The organism is Streptomyces sp. NBC_00523 (assembly GCF_036346615.1).
Lineage (GTDB): Bacteria > Actinomycetota > Actinomycetes > Streptomycetales > Streptomycetaceae > Streptomyces.
Window position 1 is genome coordinate 5651719 of record NZ_CP107836.1, and the last position, 22020, is coordinate 5673738.

At 71.5% G+C, this 22020-nt stretch carries 17 protein-coding genes and 1 pseudogene; 13 read left to right on the plus strand and 5 right to left on the minus strand.

From position 1 onward, the window contains the following. Window positions 1-11 precede the first annotated feature (11 nt). The 7 genes from kdpB (at window position 12) to OHS17_RS25750 (ending at window position 8265) form a co-directional block, all read left to right on the plus strand. Window positions 12-2066: a potassium-transporting ATPase subunit KdpB gene (gene kdpB / locus OHS17_RS25720; RefSeq protein ID WP_330315354.1), complete on the plus strand. Its 2055-nt coding sequence runs from the start codon at window positions 12-14 to the stop codon at window positions 2064-2066. A gap of 6 nt (window positions 2067-2072) precedes the next feature. Beyond that, window positions 2073-2726, plus strand: a complete 654-nt coding sequence (gene kdpC, locus OHS17_RS25725; protein WP_330314041.1) for a potassium-transporting ATPase subunit KdpC — start codon at window positions 2073-2075, stop codon at window positions 2724-2726. A gap of 78 nt (window positions 2727-2804) precedes the next feature. Next, window positions 2805-3539 carry an ABC transporter ATP-binding protein gene (locus OHS17_RS25730; RefSeq protein ID WP_164627679.1) on the plus strand — a complete coding sequence of 245 codons (735 nt, stop codon included), beginning with the start codon at window positions 2805-2807 and terminating at the stop codon, window positions 3537-3539. A 143-nt stretch (window positions 3540-3682) separates the two neighbouring features. After that, the gene (locus OHS17_RS25735; protein ID WP_330314042.1) at window positions 3683-6226 is read left to right on the plus strand and encodes an ATP-binding protein; all 2544 of its coding nucleotides are present in this window, start codon (window positions 3683-3685) and stop codon (window positions 6224-6226) included. A gap of 80 nt (window positions 6227-6306) precedes the next feature. Continuing rightward, window positions 6307-6999 (plus strand): response regulator, encoded by a 693-nt coding sequence (locus tag OHS17_RS25740; protein ID WP_018105400.1) that lies wholly within the window; start codon window positions 6307-6309, stop codon window positions 6997-6999. Window positions 7000-7086: 87 nt separating this feature from the next. Continuing rightward, entirely contained in the window at window positions 7087-7503 is a 417-nt protein-coding gene (locus tag OHS17_RS25745; protein ID WP_330314043.1) for an OB-fold nucleic acid binding domain-containing protein, read from the plus strand. Window positions 7504-7506: 3 nt separating this feature from the next. Then, window positions 7507-8265, plus strand: a complete 759-nt coding sequence (locus OHS17_RS25750; protein WP_161210730.1) for a DUF3159 domain-containing protein — start codon at window positions 7507-7509, stop codon at window positions 8263-8265. 55 nt (window positions 8266-8320) lie between these two features. Here OHS17_RS25750 and OHS17_RS25755 read toward each other — a convergent pair whose 3' ends face one another. Beyond that, entirely contained in the window at window positions 8321-8998 is a 678-nt protein-coding gene (locus OHS17_RS25755; RefSeq protein WP_018105403.1) for a potassium channel family protein, read from the minus strand. Further along, window positions 8998-9666: a potassium channel family protein gene (locus tag OHS17_RS25760; protein ID WP_018105404.1), complete on the minus strand. Its 669-nt coding sequence runs from the start codon at window positions 9664-9666 to the stop codon at window positions 8998-9000. The genes OHS17_RS25755 and OHS17_RS25760 overlap by 1 nt, the downstream gene beginning before the upstream one ends. Before the next feature lie 331 nt (window positions 9667-9997). On the opposite strand from OHS17_RS25760, the gene OHS17_RS25765 reads away from it, so the two are divergent. From OHS17_RS25765 to OHS17_RS25790, 6 genes are all read left to right on the plus strand, one after another. Next, window positions 9998-12046 carry an APC family permease gene (locus OHS17_RS25765; RefSeq protein ID WP_330314044.1) on the plus strand — a complete coding sequence of 683 codons (2049 nt, stop codon included), beginning with the start codon at window positions 9998-10000 and terminating at the stop codon, window positions 12044-12046. Window positions 12047-12153: 107 nt separating this feature from the next. Further along, window positions 12154-13509, plus strand: a complete 1356-nt coding sequence (locus OHS17_RS25770; protein ID WP_330314045.1) for a class I SAM-dependent RNA methyltransferase — start codon at window positions 12154-12156, stop codon at window positions 13507-13509. 516 nt (window positions 13510-14025) lie between these two features. Beyond that, window positions 14026-14778 (plus strand): ABC transporter ATP-binding protein, encoded by a 753-nt coding sequence (locus OHS17_RS25775; RefSeq protein WP_330314046.1) that lies wholly within the window; start codon window positions 14026-14028, stop codon window positions 14776-14778. A 134-nt stretch (window positions 14779-14912) separates the two neighbouring features. Then, window positions 14913-16145 carry an ABC transporter permease gene (locus OHS17_RS25780; protein WP_330314047.1) on the plus strand — a complete coding sequence of 411 codons (1233 nt, stop codon included), beginning with the start codon at window positions 14913-14915 and terminating at the stop codon, window positions 16143-16145. Window positions 16146-16432: 287 nt separating this feature from the next. Further along, a complete protein-coding gene (locus OHS17_RS25785; protein ID WP_330314048.1) occupies window positions 16433-16627 on the plus strand; it encodes a CopG family transcriptional regulator in 195 nt (64 codons plus the stop codon). Beyond that, window positions 16624-17016, plus strand: coding sequence for a type II toxin-antitoxin system death-on-curing family toxin (locus OHS17_RS25790; protein ID WP_330314049.1), 393 nt, complete (start codon window positions 16624-16626; stop codon window positions 17014-17016). The genes OHS17_RS25785 and OHS17_RS25790 overlap by 4 nt, the downstream gene beginning before the upstream one ends. 78 nt (window positions 17017-17094) lie before the next feature. On the opposite strand, the pseudogene OHS17_RS25795 reads toward OHS17_RS25790, so the two are convergent. From OHS17_RS25795 to OHS17_RS25805, 3 genes and pseudogenes are all read right to left on the minus strand, one after another. After that, window positions 17095-17370: pseudogene (locus OHS17_RS25795) on the minus strand (family 16 glycosylhydrolase); the annotation flags it as partial. 12 nt (window positions 17371-17382) lie between these two features. Then, complete coding sequence (locus OHS17_RS25800) at window positions 17383-18582, minus strand: cytochrome P450 family protein (protein ID WP_330315355.1); 1200 nt, start codon at window positions 18580-18582, stop codon at window positions 17383-17385. A 127-nt stretch (window positions 18583-18709) separates the two neighbouring features. Beyond that, window positions 18710-22003, minus strand: a complete 3294-nt coding sequence (locus tag OHS17_RS25805; RefSeq protein ID WP_330314050.1) for an AAA domain-containing protein — start codon at window positions 22001-22003, stop codon at window positions 18710-18712. Window positions 22004-22020: the final 17 nt, after the last annotated feature.

The following is a 22020-nucleotide window of genomic DNA, read 5'->3' on the forward strand; positions in this document are numbered from 1 at the left end:
AGGAGAGCCCGATGACCGCATCCGTGCGGCAGGGACGTGCCGGCGCCGCGCTGTTCGACCCGAAGACGCTGCTCGCCGCGCTGCCCGAAGCACTGCGCAAGCTCCACCCCCGCGCGATGGCCGCCTCCCCGGTCATGTTCGTGGTCCTCGTGGGGTCCGTCTTCACCACAGCCCTCGCCGCCCTGGACCCCGGCGACTGGTTCGGCTGGGCGATCACCGGCTGGCTCTGGCTCACGACGGTCTTCGCCAACCTCGCGGAGGCGGTCGCCGAGGGCCGCGGCAAGGCCCAGGCGGACACCCTGCGCCGGGCGAAGACGGACACCGTCGCCCGCCGCCTCACCGGCGACCGCGAGGAGCGCGTCGCGGGCACCGACCTCCGCATCGGCGACCTGGTCGTCTGCGAGGCGGGCGACATCGTCCCCGGCGACGGGGACGTCGTGGAGGGCGTGGCGGGCGTGGACGAGTCCGCCGTCACCGGCGAGTCCGCCCCGGTCATCCGGGAGTCGGGCGGCGACCGCAGCGCCGTCACCGGCGGTACGAAGGTGCTCTCCGACCGGATCGTCATCCGGATCACCACCAAGCCCGGAGAAACGTTCATCGACCGGATGATCGCCCTGGTCGAGGGCGCCGCCCGGCAGAAGACGCCCAACGAGATCGCCCTGAACATCCTCCTGGCGTCCCTCACGATCGTCTTCCTGCTCGCCGTCGTCACCCTCCAGCCCTTCGCCGTGTACGCGGGTGACGCGCAGTCCATGATCGTGCTCACCGCGCTCCTGGTCTGCCTCATCCCGACCACCATCGGCGCCCTGCTCTCCGCCATCGGCATCGCGGGCATGGACCGGCTCGTGCGGCGCAACGTGCTCGCGATGTCCGGGCGCGCCGTGGAGGCGGCCGGGGACGTCTCCACACTGCTGCTCGACAAGACCGGGACCATCACCCTCGGCAACCGCCGCGCCACCGACCTGCTGCCCGTCGCCGGGGTCACCGGTGCGGAACTCGCGGACGCCGCGCAGCTCGCCTCGCTGGCCGACGAGACCCCCGAGGGCCGGTCCGTGGTCGTCCTCGCCAAGGAGCGGTACGGGCTGCGCGAACGCCACGCGGGCGAGCTGTCCGGCGCCACCTGGGTCGCCTTCACCGCCCGCACCCGCATGTCGGGCGTGGACGTGGACGGGCGCAAGGTCCGCAAGGGCGCCACCGGGGCCGTCGTCGCCTGGGTCAAGGAGCGCGGCGGCGGCGTTCCCGACGAGGCGCGGACCCTGACCGACCGCATCGCGGCGGCGGGCGGCACCCCGCTCCTGGTGGCCGTGGAGGACGCGGACGGGGCGCGGGTCCTGGGCGTCGTCCACCTCAAGGACGTCGTCAAGGAGGGCATGCCGGAACGTTTCGCCGAACTGCGCCGCATGGGCATCCGTACCGTCATGATCACTGGCGACAACCCGCTGACCGCGAAGTCCATCGCGGAGGAGGCCGGGGTGGACGACTTCCTCGCCGAGGCCACGCCCGAGGACAAGATGGCCCTCATCAAGCGCGAGCAGGCCGGCGGCGGGCTCGTCGCGATGACCGGTGACGGCACCAACGACGCCCCGGCGCTCGCCCAGGCCGACGTCGGCGTCGCCATGAACACCGGGACCTCGGCCGCCAAGGAGGCCGGGAACATGGTCGACCTGGACTCCGACCCGACCAAGCTCATCGAGATCGTGGAGATCGGCAAGCAGCTGCTGATCACGCGCGGGGCGCTCACCACGTTCTCGCTGGCCAACGACGTGGCGAAGTACTTCGCGATCATCCCCGCGATGTTCGCCGCGCTCTACCCGGGCCTGGACCGGCTCAACATCATGGACCTGTCCTCGCCGCGCACCGCGATCCTCTCCGCGGTGATCTTCAACGCGCTGATCATCGTCGCGCTCGTCCCGCTCGCCCTCAGGGGCGTCCGCTACCGGCCCGGCGGCGCCGCGTCCATGCTCCGGCGCAACCTCGCCGTCTACGGCATCGGCGGCCTGATCGCCCCCTTCGCCGGCATCAAGCTCATCGACCTGCTCCTCTCCCTCGTCCCCGGAATCGGCTGACCCGCCATGAACGCATCCGTACGCAACCCCGTCCGCCGCCTCTGGGCCGCCCTGCGCGCCCTGCTCGTCCTCACCCTGGTCTGCGGCGTCCTCTACCCGCTCGCGGTCACCGGAGCCGCCCAGCTGCTCATGCCCGGACGCGCCAACGGCTCCGAGGTCAGCGAGAGCGGCAAGGTCGTCGGCTCCGCCCTCATCGGCCAGCGCTACGAGCTGCCGGGCGGCGCCCCGGACCTGAGGTGGTTCCAGCCGCGCCCCTCCGCGGGGCTCGGCACCAACAGCCTCAACACCCAGTACTCGCTGCTCGTCTCCGGCGCGTCCAACCTCGCCGGTGGCAACCCCGAGCTGATCCACCGGGTCACCGACGCCAGGGCGGCCGTCGTCCGGGACAACTCCGTCCCCGGGCATCCGGTGGACCCCGCATCGGTGCCGCCCGACGCGGTCACCTCGTCCGGCTCCGGACTCGACCCGGACATCTCACCCGCGTACGCGGAGCTCCAGGTCCGCCGGGTCGCCGCACGCAACCACCTCGACGCCGGACAGGTCGCCGCGCTGGTGGAGCGGCACACCGAAGGCCGTGAACTCGGCTTCATCGGGGAACCGCGGGTCAACGTCCTCCGGCTCAACATCGCGCTGCGGCAGCTGGTGACCGCGGAGCACTGACGGGAGGGGCATTGCCCGGTCCCGTGCCACCTGCACATACTGGCGGCCGACAGGACCGAGGACCCACGGGGGAACGCCATGACCGAGAACACCGCCGACACCAGCACCGGCGGGGGCCCCGGCACGGCCGTCGCCGACGCCCCCATGGTCCGCGTCGAGGACCTGCACCGCTCCTACGGCTCCGGCGCGGGAGCGGTGCACGCGCTGCGCGGCGTCTCCTTCGAGGTGCCGCGCGGCGAGCTCGTCGCCCTCAAGGGGCGCTCCGGCTCCGGCAAGACGACCCTGCTCAACCTCGTCGGCGGCCTCGACACCCCGGACGGCGGCCGGATCACCGTCGACGGCACCGACCTCTCCTCGCTCGGCGAGAACGGGCTCCTGGAGCTGCGCCGGGACCGGATCGGCTTCATCTTCCAGTCGTTCGGCCTGATCCCGATCCTCACCGCCGCCGAGAACGTGGGCGTGCCCCTGCGGCTGCGCAAGGCCGACCCCAAGGAGCGCGAGGAGCGGGTGTCGCTGCTGCTCTCCCTCGTCGGCCTGGCCGACCACGCCGCCCAGCGCCCCGGCGAGCTCTCCGGAGGCCAGCAGCAGCGCGTGGCCATCGCGCGCGCGCTCGCCAACCGGCCCGCCCTGCTGATCGCCGACGAGCCGACCGGACAGCTCGACGCCGAGACCGGCCTCGCGGTGATGGAGCTGCTGCGCGCCGTCGTGCACAGCGAGGGCGTCACCGCGCTCGTCGCCACCCACGACGCCCAGCTCCTCGGCCTCGCCGACCGGGTCCTCGAACTCAGCGACGGCGACATCATCGAGCACTGACCGGCGGCCGGGGGAGCGGTATCAGGGTTGCGTCAAATCCCGCCGCTTCCCCACCCCCCGTCCGATATGCCGGAAATTCACCAGGTACTTTCGAACCATGGCTGCCACGGCGGCAGCCGCCTGTTCCGGAAGACAATGGGGCCATGGCGCGCGGCAAACTTCGGATCTACCTCGGTGCGGCACCCGGCGTCGGCAAGACGTACGCGATGCTCGCCGAGGCGCACCGGCGCGTCGAACGCGGCACCGACTGCGTCGTCGGCTTCGTGGAGCACCACGACCGCCCGCGCACCGAGACCCTGCTGCACGGCCTCGAAGTGGTCCCGCGCCGCGAGATCGAGCACCGCTCGGCCGTGTTCACCGAGATGGACATCGACGCCGTCCTGGAGCGCGCACCGGCCGTCGCCCTGGTGGACGAGCTGGCCCACACCAACGTGCCGGGCTCCCGCAATGCCAAGCGCTGGCAGGACGTCGAGGAACTGCTCCAGGCCGGCATCGACGTCGTCTCGACCGTCAACGTCCAGCACCTGGAATCCCTCGGCGACGTGGTCGAGTCCATAACCGGCGTCCGCCAGCGCGAGACCGTGCCCGACGAGGTCGTCCGCCGGGCCGACCAGCTCGAACTGGTCGACATGTCGCCGCAGGCCCTGCGCCGCCGCATGGCCCACGGCAACATCTACAAGCCCGACCGGATCGACGCCTCCCTCTCCAACTACTTCCGCCCCGGCAACCTCACCGCCCTGCGCGAGCTGGCCCTCCTCTGGGTCGCCGACCGGGTGGACGAATACCTCCAGCAGTACCGGGGCGAGCACAACATCCGCACCACCTGGCAGGCCCGCGAACGCATCGTCGTCGGCCTCACCGGAGGCCCCGAGGGCCGGACCCTCATCCGCCGCGCCGCCCGGATGGCCGCCAAGGGATCCGGCAGCGAGATCCTGGCCGTCTACATCGCCCGGAGCGACGGGCTGACCTCCGCCTCGCCCAAGGAGCTGGCCGTCCAGCGCACCCTCGTGGAGGACCTGGGCGGCACCTTCCACCACGTCATCGGCGACGACATACCCTCGGCGCTCCTGGAGTTCGCCCGGGGTGTCAACGCCACCCAGATCGTCCTCGGCTCCAGCCGCCGCAAGACCTGGCAGTACATCTACGGACCCGGCGTCGGCGCCACCGTCGCCCGCGAGTCCGGCACCGACCTCGACGTCCACATCGTCACCCACGACGAGGTCGCCAAGGGCCGCGGCCTGCCCATCGCCCGGGGCGCCCGCCTCGGCCGGGCCCGCATCATCTGGGGCTGGGCGGTCGGCGTCGGCGGACCGGTCCTCCTCGCTGTGCTCCTCAAGGCCCTGGAATCCGGTCCCGGGCTCGCCAACGACGTCCTGCTGTTCCTCTTCATGACCGTCGCCGCCGCCCTGATCGGCGGACTGCTGCCCGCCCTCGCCGCGGCCGCCGCGGGCTCCCTGCTCCTGAACTACTGGTTCACGCCGCCCACCCACACGCTCACCGTCCAGGACCCGGAGAACTTCGTCGCCATCGTGATCTTCTTCGCGGTGGCCGTCGCGGTGGCCTCCGTGGTGGACCTCGCGGCCCGCCGCACCCACCAGGCCGCCCGGCTGCGCGCGGAGTCCGAGATCCTGTCGTTCCTGGCCGGCAGCGTGCTGCGCGGCGAGACCACGCTCGCCGCTCTCCTGGACCGGGTCCGGGAGACCTTCGGCATGGGCTCCGTCGCCCTGCTGGAACGGCGCAGCGACGTCGACCCCTGGACCTGCGCCGGCAGCGTCGGCCCGGCCCCGGCCGCCCGGCCCGAGGACGCCGACGTGGACATGCCCGTCGGGGACCACATGGCCCTGGCCCTCACCGGCCGGGTGCTGCCCGCAGAGGACCGCCGGGTGCTCGGCGCGTTCGCCGCCCAGGCCGCCGTCGTCCTTGACCGCCAGCGCCTGGTGGACGAGGCCGAGGAGGCCCGCAGACTCGCCGAGGGCAACCGCATCAGGACCGCGCTCCTGGCGGCCGTCAGCCACGACCTGCGCACCCCGCTCGCCGCGATCAAGGCCGCCGTCTCGTCGCTGCGCTCGGACGACGTCGCCTGGTCCGAGGACGACGAGGCGGAGCTCCTGGAGGGCATCGAGGCCGGCGCCGACCGCCTCGACCACCTCGTCGGCAACCTCCTGGACATGTCCCGCCTCCAGACCGGCACGGTCACCCCGCTCATCCGCGAGATCGACTTGGACGAGGTGGTGCCGATGGCCCTGGGCGGCGTCCCCGAGGACAGCGTCGACCTGGACATACCCGAGACGCTGCCCATGGTCGCCGTCGACCCCGGCCTCCTGGAGCGGGCCGTCGCCAACATCGTGGAGAACGCCGTGAAGTACAGCCCCGACGGCGACCGCGTCACCGTGGCGGCCAGCGCGCTCGGCGCCCGCGTCGAACTCCGGGTGACCGACCGCGGCCGGGGCGTCCCCGACGAGGGCAAGGAGCGCATCTTCGAGCCCTTCCAGCGGTACGGGGACGCGCCGCGCGGCGCCGGGGTCGGCCTCGGCCTCGCGGTGGCCCGGGGCTTCGCCGAGTCCATGGGCGGCACGCTGGACGCCGAGGACACCCCCGGCGGCGGCCTCACCATGGTCCTGACCCTCAAGGCGGCCCCCGGCCACGCCCCGGCCGCCCCCGGCCTTCCCGCCCGGATCACCTCGTGAACCGCCCGGAGCTCCGGGACCTCCCGGACCGCCCGGACCTCCCCGCACCGACGTACGCCCAGCAGAAAGGCAGGACCCCGATGACCCGGGTGCTTGTGGTCGACGACGAGCCGCAGATCGTACGCGCCCTCGTGATCAACCTGAAGGCGCGCAAGTACGAGGTGGACGCCGCGCCCGACGGGGCCACCGCCCTCCAGCTCGCCGCCACCCGCCACCCGGACGTCGTCGTCCTCGACCTCGGGCTGCCCGACATGGACGGCGTCGACGTGATCCGCGGCCTGCGCGGCTGGACCCGGGTCCCGATCCTGGTCCTCTCGGCCCGCCACACCTCCGACGAGAAGGTCGAGGCGCTGGACGCGGGGGCCGACGACTACGTGACCAAGCCCTTCGGCATGGACGAGCTGCTGGCCCGGCTGCGGGCCGCGGTGCGCCGGGCCGAGCCGGTCGGCCAGGACGGGGGCGATCAGGTCGTCGTCGTGGAGACCGAGGGCTTCACCGTCGACCTCGCCGCGAAGAAGGTCCACCGCGACGGCCGCGACGTACGGCTCACGCCCACCGAGTGGCACCTGCTGGAGGTCCTGGTCCGCAACGGCGGCCGGCTCGTCAGCCAGCGCCAGCTGCTCCAGGAGGTCTGGGGGCCCTCGTACGGCACCGAGACCAACTACCTGCGCGTCTACATGGCCCAGCTCAGGCGGAAGCTGGAGGCGGACCCCTCCCACCCCCGCCACTTCGTCACCGAACCCGGCATGGGTTACCGCTTCGAGCGCGCCTGAAACCGGCGGACGGGCGCGCACGCGTCCTCCGTACGGGTGAGACGGCGGCCACCCGCCATGACCTCGCGGGACCGGTACCCTTCGGGTATGAGTGCTGTTCCTCGATCCGAGAAGCTCCACAGGGGCGACCGCCCGTCCGGCCGCTTCCGGCGCATGCTCGACCGGCTTTCCAGCTCCCAGGAGGACCTGGAGTGCGAGGAGCTGGAGGAGGACTCGCAGGCGTCGGGGTGCACCCGGATCTCCGAATGCACCGACCGCCAGATCGTGAAGGTCACTGGTACCTTGCGGACGGTCACCCTGCGGCCCCGCGCCGGAGTGCCCGCCCTGGAGGCGGAGCTCTTCGACGGCACCGCACCGCTCGACGTGGTCTGGCTCGGCCGCCGCTCCATCCAGGGCATAGAACCGGGCCGCAAGCTCATCGCCTCCGGCCGGATCGCCATGAGCCACGGCCGCCGGGTGCTGTTCAACCCCAAATACGAACTCCGACCGCTCGGCAAGGAGTAGCCGGTGACGTCTCTCGACAAGCCGACGTCCGACACGGACCGCACCACCGACCAGCAGGAGGCCGCCGACAGCAGGGCGGTCACCGAGGCCGCGCTCTTCGAAGCCTTCGGCGGCGTGAGGGGCATGGTGGAGACGGTCCTGCCCGGGCTGCTCTTCGTCACGATCTTCACCATCAACAAGAACCTCACCTACTCGGCCATCGCGGCCCTGGCGGTGTCGCTGGCGCTCGTGGTCGTCCGGCTGATCCGCAAGGACACCGTCAAGCACGCCTTCAGCGGCGTCTTCGGTGTGGCCTTCGGTGTGGTCTTCGCCAAGATGACGGGCAACGCCAAGGACTTCTACCTCCCGGGCATGCTCTACACCCTGGGCCTCGCCCTGGCCTATCTGGTCACCGCGGTCGCCGGCCTGCCGCTGATCGGCCTGATCCTGGGCCCGGTGTTCAAGGAGAACCTCTCCTGGCGCACCCGTAACCCCGGCCGCAAGAAGGCGTACACCAAGGCCAGCTACGCCTGGGGGCTGATCCTGCTCGCCAAGTGCGCGATCCTCTTCCCGCTGTACTGGTGGGCCGACACCACCCAGTTCGGCTGGGTGCTGGTCGCGCTGAAGATCCCGCCGTTCCTGCTGGCGGTCTACCTGACCTGGGTCTTCCTCGCCAAGGCCCCGCCGCCGATCGACGTCTTCGCCGAGATGGAGGCGGAGGAGGAGGCCGAGAAGGCCCGCAAGGCGGCCGCCGCCGAAGCGCCCAGGGGCCAGGAGTTCTGAGCCGTACGAGAGGGGCCCCGTCACCAGCCGGTGACGGGGCCCCTCTCCGTATGCCCTACGCCTCCGAGTCGCCCCGGCGCACCGACAGCAGGTCCTCCAGCTGCTCCTCGCGCGCCTGCGCGGCCACGAACAGCAGCTCGTCACCGGCCTCCAGGCTCTCCTCCGGGCTCGGGGTCAGCACCCGCTGGCCCCGGATGATCGTCACCAGCGAGGTGTCCTCCGGCCAGGCGACCTCCCCGACCTGGGTCCCCGCCAGTGCCGACTCCGGCGGCAGCGTCAGCTCCACCAGGTTCGCGTCGCCGTGGCTGAAGCGCAGCAGCCGGACCAGATCGCCGACGCTCACCGCCTCCTCGACCAGCGCCGACATCAGACGCGGCGTGGACACCGCCACGTCGACGCCCCACGACTCGTTGAACAGCCACTCGTTCTTCGGGTTGTTCACCCGGGCGACGACCCTCGGCACGCCGTACTCGGTCTTCGCCAGCAGCGAGACGACCAGGTTCACCTTGTCGTCGCCCGTCGCCGCGATCACGACGTTGCAGCGCTGCAGCGCCGCCTCGTCCAGCGACGTGATCTCACAGGCGTCCGCAAGGAGCCACTCGGCCATCGGCACCCGCTCCACCGAGATGGCGGTCGGCGCCTTGTCCACGAGCAGCACCTCGTGCCCGTTCTCCAGCAGCTCGCCCGCGATGGAACGCCCCACCGCACCGGCCCCGGCAATCGCGACACGCATCAGTGACCGCCCTCCTCGGGGCCCTCGGCGAAGGCCGCCTCGACCTTCGCGATCTCGTCCGTACGCATCATCACGTGGACGAGGTCGCCCTCCTGGAGCACCGTCTGCGACGACGGCAGAATCGCCTCGCCCAACCGGGTGAGGAACGCGACGCGCACGCCCGTCTCCTCCTGGAGCGTGCTGATCTTGTGGCCGATCCAGGACGGCGTGGTGTGCACCTCCGCGAGCTGCACCCCGCCGCTCGGGTCGCGCCACAGCGGCTCCGCGCCCGACGGCAGCAGCCGGCGCAGCATCTGGTCCGCCGTCCAGCGCACGGTCGCGACCGTCGGGATGCCCAGCCGCTGGTAGACCTCGGCGCGCCGGGGGTCGTAGATCCGGGCCGCGACGTTCTCGATGCCGAACATCTCGCGGGCCACCCGGGCCGCGATGATGTTGGAGTTGTCGCCGGAGCTCACCGCCGCGAACGCGCCGGCCTCCTCGATCCCCGATTCGCGCAGCGTGTCCTGGTCGAAACCGACCCCGGTGACGCGACGGCCGCCGAACCCGGAGCCGAGGCGCCGGAACGCCGTGGGGTCCTGGTCGATGACGGCGACCGTGTGCCCCTGCTGCTCCAGGGTCTGCGCGAGTGCGGCTCCCACTCGCCCGCAGCCCATGATGACGATGTGCACCTTGCGCCTACCTCGCAGTCCTGGTCGTCCGGCTGACCTGCGAAAACACCCTGCTCACACTCTTTCCTCGGCTGGCCGGGCAAACAACGGGGCAACGGTGTGTCCCGTCGCCCGGTTACGAGCTTATGCGGCGCGGGTCGCGTCGCCTCATCCGAGTGTGCGCATCGCGGCGCGGGAGTGGCAAAGACGACGTGCCCGGGGCCCTTTCCGGCGGCGCGGCGCAAGGATTGCGTTAAGGATTCCGTGGCGTTTCCGGCCGAGTGCAGGACATTGGCGGGCCACGCCGGTGCAGCGGGGGCGGGCCCCATACGGAACCCTTACGATCCTCTGCGTGTCCAAACTGACCGACGTGCCCAAACGGATCCTGATCGGACGGGCCCTGCGCAGCGACAAGCTGGGGGAGACGCTCCTCCCCAAGCGCATCGCCCTCCCCGTTTTCGCATCCGACCCGCTGTCCTCGGTGGCGTACGCACCCGGAGAAGTCCTCCTCGTGCTGTCCATCGCGGGTGTGTCGGCCTACCACTTCAGCCCCTGGATCGCGGTCGCGGTCGTGGTCCTGATGTTCACGGTCGTCGCCTCCTACCGGCAGAACGTCCACGCCTACCCGAGCGGCGGCGGTGACTACGAGGTCGCCACCACCAACCTCGGCCCCAAGGCCGGGCTGACCGTCGCCAGCGCGCTGCTGGTCGACTACGTCCTGACCGTGGCCGTGTCGATCGCCTCCGGCGTGGAGAACCTGGGCTCCGCGATCCCCTTCGTGGTCGAGCACAAGACAGGGTGCGCGGTCGCCGCCATCGTCCTGCTGACCCTGATGAACCTGCGCGGCGTCAAGGAGTCCGGGAAGCTCTTCGCCATCCCCACGTACCTCTTCGTGGCCGGCGTCTTCATCATGATCATCTGGGGCGCCTTCCGCGGGCTCGTCCTCGGCGACACCATGCACGCCCCGACCTCCGCGTACACGATCAGGCCCGAGCACCAGGGGCTGGCCGGCTTCGCGCTCGTCTTCCTGCTGCTGCGCGCCTTCTCCTCCGGCTGTGCGGCGCTGACCGGCGTCGAGGCGATCAGCAACGGCGTGCCCGCGTTCCGCAAGCCGAAGAGCAAGAACGCCGCGACCACGCTCGCGATGATGGGCCTGCTCGCCGTCACCATGTTCTGCGGCATCATCGGGCTGGCCATGGCCACCGACGTCAAGATGGCGGAGAACCCGGCGAAGGACCTGATCAGCAACGGCAGCCCGGTCGGCGCGGGCTTCGTCCAGGACCCGGTCATCTCGCAGGTCGCGGCCGCGGTCTTCGGCGACGGCACGTTCTTCTTCGTGATCCTCGCCGCCGCCACCGCCCTGGTCCTCTTCCTGGCCGCGAACACCGCGTACAACGGCTTCCCGCTCCTCGGCTCGATCCTGGCCCAGGACCGCTACCTGCCCCGCCAGCTGCACACCCGCGGCGACCGGCTCGCCTTCTCCAACGGCATCGTGCTGCTGGCCGGCGCCGCGATCCTGCTGGTCGTGATCTACGGGGCCGACTCGACCCGGCTCATCCAGCTGTACATCGTCGGCGTGTTCGTGTCGTTCACGCTCAGCCAGACCGGCATGGTCCGGCACTGGAACCGCCATCTGGCCGTCGAGAAGGACCCGGCCAAGCGCCGCCACATGATTCGCTCCCGGGCGATCAACACCTTCGGCGCCTTCTTCACCGGTCTGGTGCTCGTCGTCGTCCTCGCCACGAAGTTCACCCACGGCGCCTGGGTGGCGCTCCTCGGGATGGTCATCTTCTTCGGCACGATGACCGCGATCCGCAAGCACTACGACCGGGTGGCCGAGGAGATCTCCGCCGACGAGGCCGCCCCCGACGAGTCGATCCGCCCCTCCCGGGTCCACTCGATCGTCCTGGTCTCCAAGCTCCACCGCCCCACCCTGCGCGCCCTCGCCTACGCCAAGCTGATCCGTACGGACCACCTGGAGGCGCTGTCCATCAGCGTGGACCCGGCCGAGACGAAGGCCCTCAGGGAGGACTGGGAGCGGCGCGGCATCAACGTACCGCTGAAGATCCTCGACTCCCCGTACCGCGAGGTGACCCGCCCGGTCATCGAGTACGTCAAGAGCCTGCGCCGGGAGAGCCCGCGCGACGTCGTGAGCGTCTACATTCCGGAGTACGTCGTCGGGCACTGGTACGAGCACCTGCTGCACAACCAGAGTGCCCTGAGGCTCAAGGGCCGGCTGCTCTTCACGCCCGGTGTGATGGTCACCTCGGTCCCGTATCAGCTGGAATCCTCCGAGGCAGCGAAGAAGCGCGCCCGCAGGCGTGCCGACTGGAGCGCTCCGGGCTCGGTGCGCCGGGGCCCGGTGGAGCGCAGGCAGAAGGAACCGACGCCGAAGGGCTGAGGCGGGGGACCGCCGCGTGTGGTCGGCGGCCGGGCGACACCGACGTAGACTCGTAGGTTGTTGTCCGGCCGCCGGCCGTCCCCTTCCCTCTCTGGAGCCCGCCCCTCATGCAGAACGAATCCACGTCGCCGCAGACCGGGGAGACACAGCCGGAGTCGCTGGTCGGGCGGGAGTACGAGGTCGAGGTCGGCCCGGTCGCGCACGGCGGCCACTGCATCGCCCGCACGGACGAGGGCCGGGTGCTGTTCGTACGCCACACCCTGCCGGGCGAGAAGGTTGTCGCACGGATCACCGACGGCGCCGAGGACTCGCGCTTCCTGCGCGCGGACGCGGTGGAGATCATCGAGGCGTCCAAGGACCGGGTGCCGGCCCCCTGCCCGTTCGCCGGTCCCGGCAAGTGCGGCGGCTGCGACTGGCAGCACGCCAAGCCGGGCGCCCAGCGCCGCCTCAAGGGCGAGGTCATCGCCGAACAGCTCCAGCGCCTTGCGGGCCTCACACCGGAGGAGGCGGGCTGGGACGGCACGGTCATGCCGGCCGAGGGCGACAAGCTCCCCGCGGGCGAGGTCCCGGCCTGGCGGACCCGGGTGCAGTACGCGATCGACGAGGACGGCCGCGTCGGCCTGCGCAAGCACCGCTCGCACGACATCGAGATCATCGACCACTGCATGATCGCCGCGCCCGGGGTCTCCGAGCTGGGCGTCGAGCAGCAGGACTGGCCCCAGATGGCCACGGTGGAGGCCATCGCCGCCACCGGCTCCCACGACCGCCAGGTCATCCTGACGCCCCGCCCGGGCGGCCGGCTGCCCCTGGTCGAGCTCGACAAGCCGGTCTCCGTCCTCCGCGTGGACGAACGCGACGGCGGCGTGCACCGGGTACACGGCCGCGGCTTCGTCCGCGAGCGCGCCGACGACCGCACGTACCGGGTCGGCTCCGGCGGCTTCTGGCAGGTCCACCCGCAGGCCGCGAACACCCTGGTCCGCGCGGTCATGCAGGGCCTGCTGCCCCGTAAGAACGACACGGCCCTCGACCTCTACTGCGGCGTCGGCCTCTTCGCCGGTGCCATCGGCCAGCGCATCGGCGAGAAGGGCGCGGTCCTCGGCATCGAGTCCGGCAAGCGCGCGGTCGAGGACGCCCGCCACAACCTGGCGGACCTGGACCGCGTCCGCATCGAACACGGCAAGGTCGATCAGGTCCTGCCCCGCACGGGCATCACCGAATGCGACCTCATCGTCCTGGACCCGCCCCGCGCGGGCGCCGGCCGCGCCACGGTGAAGCAGCTGACCGCCCTGGGCGCCCGCCGCATCGCCTACGTGGCCTGCGACCCGGCAGCACTGGCCCGGGACCTGGGGTACTTCCGGGACGGGGGGTACCGGGTGCGGACGCTGCGGGCGTTCGATCTGTTTCCCATGACGCATCATGTGGAGTGCGTGGCGATCTTGGAACCCGTCGCAAAGGGCGCCTGACCTGTGGGTTTGGGTGGTGTGCGCTATGCGCGTTGCACCGCTGGTCAGGCGGCCTCCTGACTGTGCGGGTTGGCCTCGAACGGAGTCGGCTGGTCCTGGTCACCCTCAGCGTGCAGAGCATGGGTATTCCGTAGACGGCGCGTTCCGGATTCGCGGGAATCATTATTCTCGCTGTCCATAGCTGCAAGAGAATGGTGAAGCGTTATCTGTGCGGCGAATTTCCATGTCGGCCGCCGATATTGCCGGGCGCCACGCGGCGATTACTCGGCGGTGCAGACGTCTTGGGGGTCGCCGAGAAGTATTTCGGCGACAGCACTTGCGCACCGGGGCCCGGGCCCGCCGCGTGTATCGCGATGGTGTCCGAATCCTTTCGTCCGGGGGATTGCCTCCTAGGGGCGGGAGGGCATCCCCGCCCCGCCGACGCGCCTCGATTGCTAGTGTCGATTGCTCAGCCACGGACACGCTGGGACGCCAGGAACAATCAGCAGTGGTGATCGACAGCTGGGGGGGCCTTCAATGACCAGAGGGTCATTAGTGGCCGGCGGGTACGCTCTGTTATTGGAAACCGTGACGAAAACCTACGGTTCCGGCTGTCATGCGGTTACCGCCTTGAACGACGTGACAATGAGGGTGCCACGCGGGACATTCCTCGCGATCATGGGTCCCTCAGGCTCGGGTAAGAGCACGTTCCTCCACTGCGCGGCGGGTCTCGACAAACCCACGAAGGGGAGCGTGATCCTCGGAGACACCCGCCTGGCCGGCCTGAACGAGGAACAGCTCACCGAGCTCCGGCGGGAACGGGTCGGGATCGTCTTCCAGACGTACAGCCTGCTCGACTCGCTCACCATCGCCGACAACGTGGGCCTGCCGTTCCGATTGGCTGACACTCCGGTCCCCACCGATCGGATCCGCGCCGAGCCGGCGAACGTCGGGCTCGCCGACATGGGGGACCGCTACCCCGGTCAGCTCTCCGGCGGCCAGCGGCAGCGCGTCGCCATCGCCCGGGCCCTCATCACGGGACCCGACGTGGTCTTCGCCGACGAGCCGACGGGCGCGCTCGACACGCGTACCGGCAGGCAAGTCCTGCAACTGCTGCGCGGGGTCGTCGACCAGACCGGCCAGACCGTGGTGATGGTGACTCACGACCCGGTCGCCGCCTCGCACGCGGACTCGGTGACCTTCCTCGCCGACGGCCGGCTGGCCGGCGAACTCATCGGGCCGACTCCGGAGAAGGTGGCCGACCGGATGACCCGGCTGGGCGAGTGGTGAGCCGCAGGAGCAAGGCCGAGGCAGCGGGTCCGCCGATGGCCAAGAAGGCGAGGAAGTAGGTCCGCACGCTCTCACGCCGGAATCTTTCGCTGGCCTGGAACACGATTCGCGGACGCAAGGGCGGCTTCGCAGCGGTGCTGATCGCCGTCGCGATCGGCTCTGCCGTGATCACCGCCTGCGGTGTGCTGCTGGAGACCGGTCTCAGCTCGGGAGCCCCGGCCGAGCGATACCACCGGGCGGCCGTGGTCGTCGGTGGCAACCAGGCCGTGCCCGTCGAGGGCGATACGGACCCGCGGCTCTCCGAGCGGGTCAGCCTGCCCGCAGCCACGGTCGCGAAGGTCGCCGCGGTCCAGGGTGTCGAGTCCGCGGTCGGAGACATCAGCGTCCGTACGGTCGTCCTCAGGAAGGGCTCGGTCCTCGACGGTCCGCCCGTGTACGGGCACGGCTGGTCCGCCGCGGCGCCGGCTCCGTTCACGCTGCGCTCGGGCACCCGGCCGCAAGCTGCCGACGATGTCGTACTCGACAGCGACCTCGCCCAGCGGGCCGGGCTCGCACGAGGAGACACGGTGACGCTGGTGACCGGGTCGAAGCCGACGTCGTACCGGGTCAGTGGTGTTGCCGAGCCCGAGTCCTCGCTCGACCGGCAGTCCGCGGTCTTCTTCACCGACGATCAGGCGGCGCGGCTCTACGGCACGTCCGGAAAGATCGACGCGGTCGGTGTGCTGGCCTCGAAGGGGACCGGGGCGGACGACCTCGCCGACCGGATCAAGAAGGCCGTGCCCGGCGTCGTCACGTATACCGGCGACGACCGCAGCGACGTCGAGACGCTCGACGCCGGGCAGATGCGGGCGTTCGTCGTCGAGGTGGCCAGCGCGTTCGGCGCCACCATGATCCTGCTCGTGATCATCGTGGTGTCCGGCACGCCGGCTCCGTCCGTGCAGCAGCGCCGCCGCGAGCTGGCTCTGCTGCGGGCTGTCGGCGCCACCCCACGGCAGGTGCTGCGCATGATCGGCGGCGAGGCCGTGATCGTCGGCGGAATCGGCGCTGTGCTCGGCGCCGTCCCCCGGCGTCCTGCTCGCCATGCTGGTGCACACCGTGTTCACGGCCGGGGGCGCGCTGCCGTCCGGCTTCTCGCTGGTGATCACGCCGCTGCCCGTGCCGGCCGCCCTGCTGATCTGCGTCCTCGCGGCCCGGATCGGCGGCTGGCTCGCGGCCCGGCGCGCTGCGAAGGTCAGTGCCGTCGAGGCGCTCGGCGACGTGGCGGTGGAGCCCAAGAAGCTCGGCTGGGTTCGGCTCTCGCTCGGTGTGCTGCTAGTGCCCGCCGGCCTGGCCGCCGCGATCGTGCTGCCGATCGCGCTGCCCGGTGAGTCGGCCGCCAGATCGAAGATCTTCAGCAGGTGCTCTCGCCGCTGCTCGGCGTTGCCCTGCCCGATCAGGAACGCTGAGGGCTCTCCTCGTCGGGTTGAGTCCACAGCGGCGCGCGCAGCGGTGGAATCGCGTACGCCTCGGTCGATTGCAGCCGTTCCAGTCCGTCCGCCGACACGGATACGGGCCGTGCGACGGAGGGTGCGGCACCGCTGATCGGGCTTGCGGACTTCCTCCTCGCGCCGCCGGCGGCCGGCCGCGCTTGATACCTGCCTGGTATCATCCCTGTATGGCGATGACACTCCGGCTCCCCGACGACCTGGACGCGGCGCTCACCGAGCGTGCTCGTCGGGAGGGGCGCAGCAAGCAGGAAATTGCCATTGAGGCCATCCGTGAGGCCCAGAGCCGGGCCGAGCTGAAGGTTGACGACGTTCTGGCCGAGCTCATGGACAGCGACGCGGAGATCCTGGACTACCTGAAGTGACGGACGTCCGGTATGTCCAGATCGACGAGATCCTGGCCATCGCACGCACGGTCAACGGTACCGAGCACAGCGTGCGTGACATGGGTCTTCTGGTGTCGGCGATCGAGCGGCCCCGGACGAACGTGTTCGGGGCCGAGCTGTATCCCGCGCTGCACGAGAAAGCTGCGGCACTACTGCACTCCGTCGCCCGCAATCACGCGCTGATCGACGGCAACAAGCGCACCGCCTGGCTCGCCATGCGTGTCTTTCTGCGGTTCAACGGCGTCAGCGCGAGTACCGTTCCGCCGCCCGTTTCCGTGGCCGGGCCGTTCGTCGAGGAAGTCGCGCAGGACAACGTCGATGTACCGACGATTGCCAAGCGCCTCGCGACCTGGTTTCCCGTTTCCTGACGTTCGACCGGCAAAAGGGAACCGCCGGGGAGCGGCAGACGTGCTGTCGCTCCCCGGCGGTGACTTCGCTTCGCCGGATCAGTACTTGGTGTACTTCATCCAGTCGTAGCGGGCGGTCAGCGGCGTGCCCGGGTAGTTGAACGGGCCGAGCCAGCTGTCGACCCCGGTGCCGGGCCACAGGTTGGTCATGATGCGCATCGGGTGGGTGGGGAGTGCGCCGCGCGAGCCGTCCTCCTGGTGGACGAGTTTGCCGTCCACGAACCAGTTGATGGTTCCCTGGTTCCACCACTCGATGGCGTAGTCGTGGTACCCGGCGGAGGCGTCGAACCCGAGGTTGATGACGGTCTCGTGGCCGCGGCCCCGGCCTCAGCCCCGCAGCCGTACCGGTAGCTTCCGCACGCTGTTGCCCACGAACGAGCGGACGCGGGGGAGCTCCGGCTCCGGGGCGGCGAGGTCCAGGGCCGGGAAGCGGGTGAAGAGCTGTTCCAGGGCTGTGGTGGCTTCCAGACGGGCCAGGGGGGTGCCCAGGCAGTAGTGGGGGCCGTGGCCCAGGGAGAGGTGGCGGGGTCCGGTGCGGGTGAGGTCGAAGGCGGCCGCGTCCGGGCCGTGGGCCCGCGGGTCGCGCCCGGCCGCCGAGTACCCCGCGAGGACCGGGGTGCCCCGGGGGATCAGGGTGCCGTCGAGGGTCAGGTCGCGGGTCGGGTAGCGGAAGGGGAAATAGCTGACCGGGCTGTCCCAGCGCAGGGTTTCCTCCACCACGTCCGACCAGGTGGCCCCGCCGGAGAGGACCAGGTCGAGCTGGTCCCGGTGGGCGCACAGGGCACGTACGGCGTTGGTGATCAGGTTCATCGTCGTCTCGTGGCCCGCGATGACGGTCAGCATCAGGGTGCCGATGAGCTCGTGCGGGCTGAACCGGTCGCCGTCCTCCTCGCGGGCGGCGATCATCGCGCTGGTGAGGTCGTCCCCCGGATCGGCCGCCCGGGCCGCCGCGACCGCGCTCAGGATCTCCAGCATCTCGCGGTTGGCCGCCATGGCCTCGGCCGGTCCGATGTCCGTGGCCACGATCTGACTGGAGAGGGCGTGGAGCCGGTCGTGGTGGACCTCGTCCACGCCGAGCAGTTCGCAGATGACGCCCATCGGGAGCGGCAGCGCGAAGCGGGTGCGCAGATCGGCCACCCCGTTCCCGTCGGCGGCCGCCTCCAGGCCGTCCAGCAGACGGCTCGTCAGCTCGGCCACGGAGGGGCGCAGTTCCTCGACCCTGCGGGCGGTGAAAGCCCGGCCCATCAGCGCGCGCAGCCGCCGGTGGTCGTCGTCGTCCGCGGTCGTCATGCCCTGCACCGTGGCGAACGTCTTCAAGGGCCAGCCGTCGGGTACCTCCCCGGCCCGGAGCGCCGCGAAGTGCCGTGCGTCCTTGGCGACGTCGGGGTGCGCGAGGAATTCCTTCAGTGCCTCGTGGCCCAGCACCGCCATCCCCCGCACCTCGCCGGGAAGGACCACCGGGACGACCGAACCCCAGTGCAGCAGGCGGGCGTTGACCGCGTGCGGACAGCCTCCGGCCGGATCCATGCGGTGCGGAGGGCCGGCCGCGGGGTTCACCGGTGACGTGTTCAACGGGGCTCCAGGTCTGCGGAGGGACGGCGTACGGGCGGGCCAGTGTGGCCAGCGCCGACGCCCGTGCGCAAGGGCCCCGGCTTCAGCGGCCGCCGCCGCGCAGGCGGATGTCCTGGGTCCAGGCGTTCGAGCGTCCGGAAGCGGTCGTCTTGCACGCGGTGGCGTAGCAGCGCCAGAACCAGTTGCCGTTCTTCCGGCGCCGGATCTCGATCTCCGTTCCTCCGCACCGGCCGCACTTCGGCGGGCGGGCGAAGACCTTCGCGTGTTCGTGCGCGAGCAGCTTCCGGGCGAAGTACGCGCCGCGCATCGTCACCATCACCTCCCGGGTCCAGCTCTGGGAGAGGGCGTTCAGGCTGCCGAGCAGCACGGTCTGCTCGTCGAAGACCGCGATCTTCTGGTGCATGACGTTCATCGGGACCACGGTGTGGGCCACGGCGCGGAGATCGGCGATCAGGGCCTGGTTCGCGGGCTTGCGCTGCAGGGTGTCGGTGTCGTCGCGGATGAAGACCGTGATCCGTACGCCCCGGCCGGACGCGGCCGCGAGGGCGGGAAGCAGGGAACGGAGCCGCCTGGCGACCCACGGGGCCCACAGCCACAGGGAGTGCCGGGCGCGGTTGATCTCCTCGGCGAAGGTGTCGAAGAACGTCGTCTCGTCGTGGACGTCGGCCACCTCCACGTGCCGGCCCAGGACCTCCGCCAGAGCCGTGCCGAACGCGCCGCGGAACGGGACCGGGGCCGACGGCGGGGCGATGAGGTGCTTGGCCTTGAGGACCCGGACGCCGGGGGTGCCGATCAGCGCGGCGAGCCGGGCCAGGGCCGTTCCGGGCTTGGCGTTCCGGACGCGGGCGCCGCCCGCGACGACGTACAGCCGGGTCTTCGTCCTGGTCACCGCCACGTTGAACAGGCGCAGGCCGTTGCGCTGCCAGGCGTCGGCCCCCGGCTGCCGGTGAGCGAGGGCCATCCACAGCTCCCGGCTGTCGCCGCTGCCCTCCACCGTGTCGAAGACGACGATGTCGAACTCCCTGCCCTGGAACCGGTGGGCCGTGCCGACCTCCGCGAGCGGGTGCCCCGCGTTCTCGACGTCGCGCAGCGCCTCCAGGGTGGCCTCGGCCTGGACTCCGTACGGCGTGACGATGCCCGCCTCCTCGCCCTGCTCGCGGTGGAGCTCCACGAGGGCGCGGGCGATGAGCGATCCGGCGGGCCACCACCCCTTGCGGCTGCCGGTCAGATGGGCGCGTGCCAGCTCGTCCAGGCCGTCGGTGTCGATGAGGACGATCTCGGGGTCGTTCTCCGGCCGCTTCCGCCGCACCTGGGGGCCGCCCGTCAGGACCCCGCCGTACGCGAGGTCGTTGGCCAGGCGCATGACGGCGGGGCCGAACCGGTGCTGCTGGGTGAGCGTGACGCACGAGGGGTGCGCCTCGGCGTCCGCCGGTTCATGGATGCCGCAGTGCTGGAAGACGTCCGGGTGCAGCCACCGCTTGATGTCCGGACGTTCGTTGTTGCCGAGGGCCGGCGGGACCACCGGTCCGAGCTGCATGAAGTCCCCGAGCAGGACGGCCGCCCGGTCCGCCTTGCCGGTGGCGAGCAGGACCTCGGGCAGCGTCGCGGCACCCGCCTCGTCCACGAGGACCACGTCGTACGGCCCTTCCAGGACCGTCCGGTTGGTGCGGAACCGGGCCAGGGTCGTGGCGACGAGCTTGGCGGACTTGATGATCTCGCCCTGGGCATTGCGGGCGAGCCGGTCGTACTCCTCCTGCGCCAGCTTGTACCGCCTCTCCAGCTCCGGGCGGCGGGTGCGGTCGGCTGCCGCCTCGGGACGCAGCCGCTCGGCCCGGTCGTGGAGGGCGGGCAGGCCCTGTTCGGCGGCCTGTACGGTCAGCTCGCGGGCCTCCCGGGCGCGCGCCGCGGTCTTGGAGGCGCGGATGGCGTCCTGCTCCAGGGCGAGCGTCCGCGCTTCGGCCGCCCGGACCTCGGCCCTGAGCGACGCGGCGTCGGCTTCGAGCCGGGCGATCTGTTCCCGGGTGAGCGGGATCGCCTCGGTCACCGCGTCGATCCGGGCGTGGATGCGGGCGGTGCGCGCGGCGGCGGTGGCACGGGCCTCCTGCGCCGCCGTGCGGGCGCCGGTGGCCGCCTGCCGGGCGTTCGCCAGTTCGTCCTGAAGGTCCAGGATCGCGTCGCGCTGCTTCCACCTGCCGACGATGCCCTTGGCCGTGAGGTCCTTCAGCCTCAGCTCCAGCGCGCGGCGGTGATCGTCCGCCAGCAGCGCGTCGGCCTCCTTGTTCTCCGCGGCCTCGCGTACGCGGATGATCTCCTCGGCGAGCTGGTCGGCCTCGGCCCAGCGGGCCTTCGCCGCCTCGGCGGCCTCAAGGCGCGCGCGGGCCGTGCCGATGGCGTCGGCGAGGCGTTCCAGGTGGTGGACGGCCTCGACAAGGCGTTCCTCGGCCGCCATGGCCCGGTCCCGCGTCGCCGCCACGTCCTGCCCGGGTGTCCGTACGAACTTCAGCGCCTCGAAGTACGCCGGGGCGTCGAAGCCCTGGAGGCGGCTTTCCAGCGCCTCCAGCTGCCGGGCCCGCTCCCCGACGGCGACGAGCGCCGCCTCCAGCTCCGTACGCCGGCCCGCCGCCTCGGCCAGCCTGGCCCTGACCATCAGGGGCAGCGAGACGGACGGGTCGTCGGCCACCTCGCGCAGATGCGGCGGCCCGACCCGGACGATGTCACCGGACCGGTGGCGCTTCTCGCGTACGACGCCCAGCAGGGCGTTGTCCACGGCGATGTTCGTCGCCGACACCAGCAGCACACGCCTGCCCTGGGCGATCAGGTCGCCGATGGCCCGTTTGAGGACGGTGGTCTTCCCGGTGCCGGGCGGCCCCCACACCAGGTGGACGCCTTCGCCGAGGCAGGCCCGGTAGGCGTCCGTCTGCGCGGGGTGGAAGCCCGGCGGTTCGACGGTGTGGGCCGAGGAGCCGCCGATCGTCGCGGTCGCCAGGGCTGTGGCGAGGGGATGCTCGCCCAGCGCCGTGATGCCGTCGCGCAGCGCCTCGATCAGGAAGGTGGGCGGCTGCTTGAGCATCCAGAGGTGAGGGTCGGTGACCTCGGCGAACTCCGGTACCCGCAGGGTGAGCAGGGAGCCGTTCTGGACGGCCTCGGAGGCGGCGAAGCCCTTGGTCTCGATGCCGTCGTCGTCCGGTCCGGCCAGCCTCAGGGCGTCCAGCTGGTCCGGTCCGATGTCGGAGCCGCGCAGGTCGACCACGTAGCAGCCCGGGTCACCGGTGGGGGCCGCCCGTCCCACGAGCTGCCAGCGTGGCTGCCGGCCGGCGCCTCCCTCGACGGCGATCCACTCGCCGAGCGCCGAGGCGATCTCCTCGCGCCACCCCACTGCCGCCCCCCGGTCCG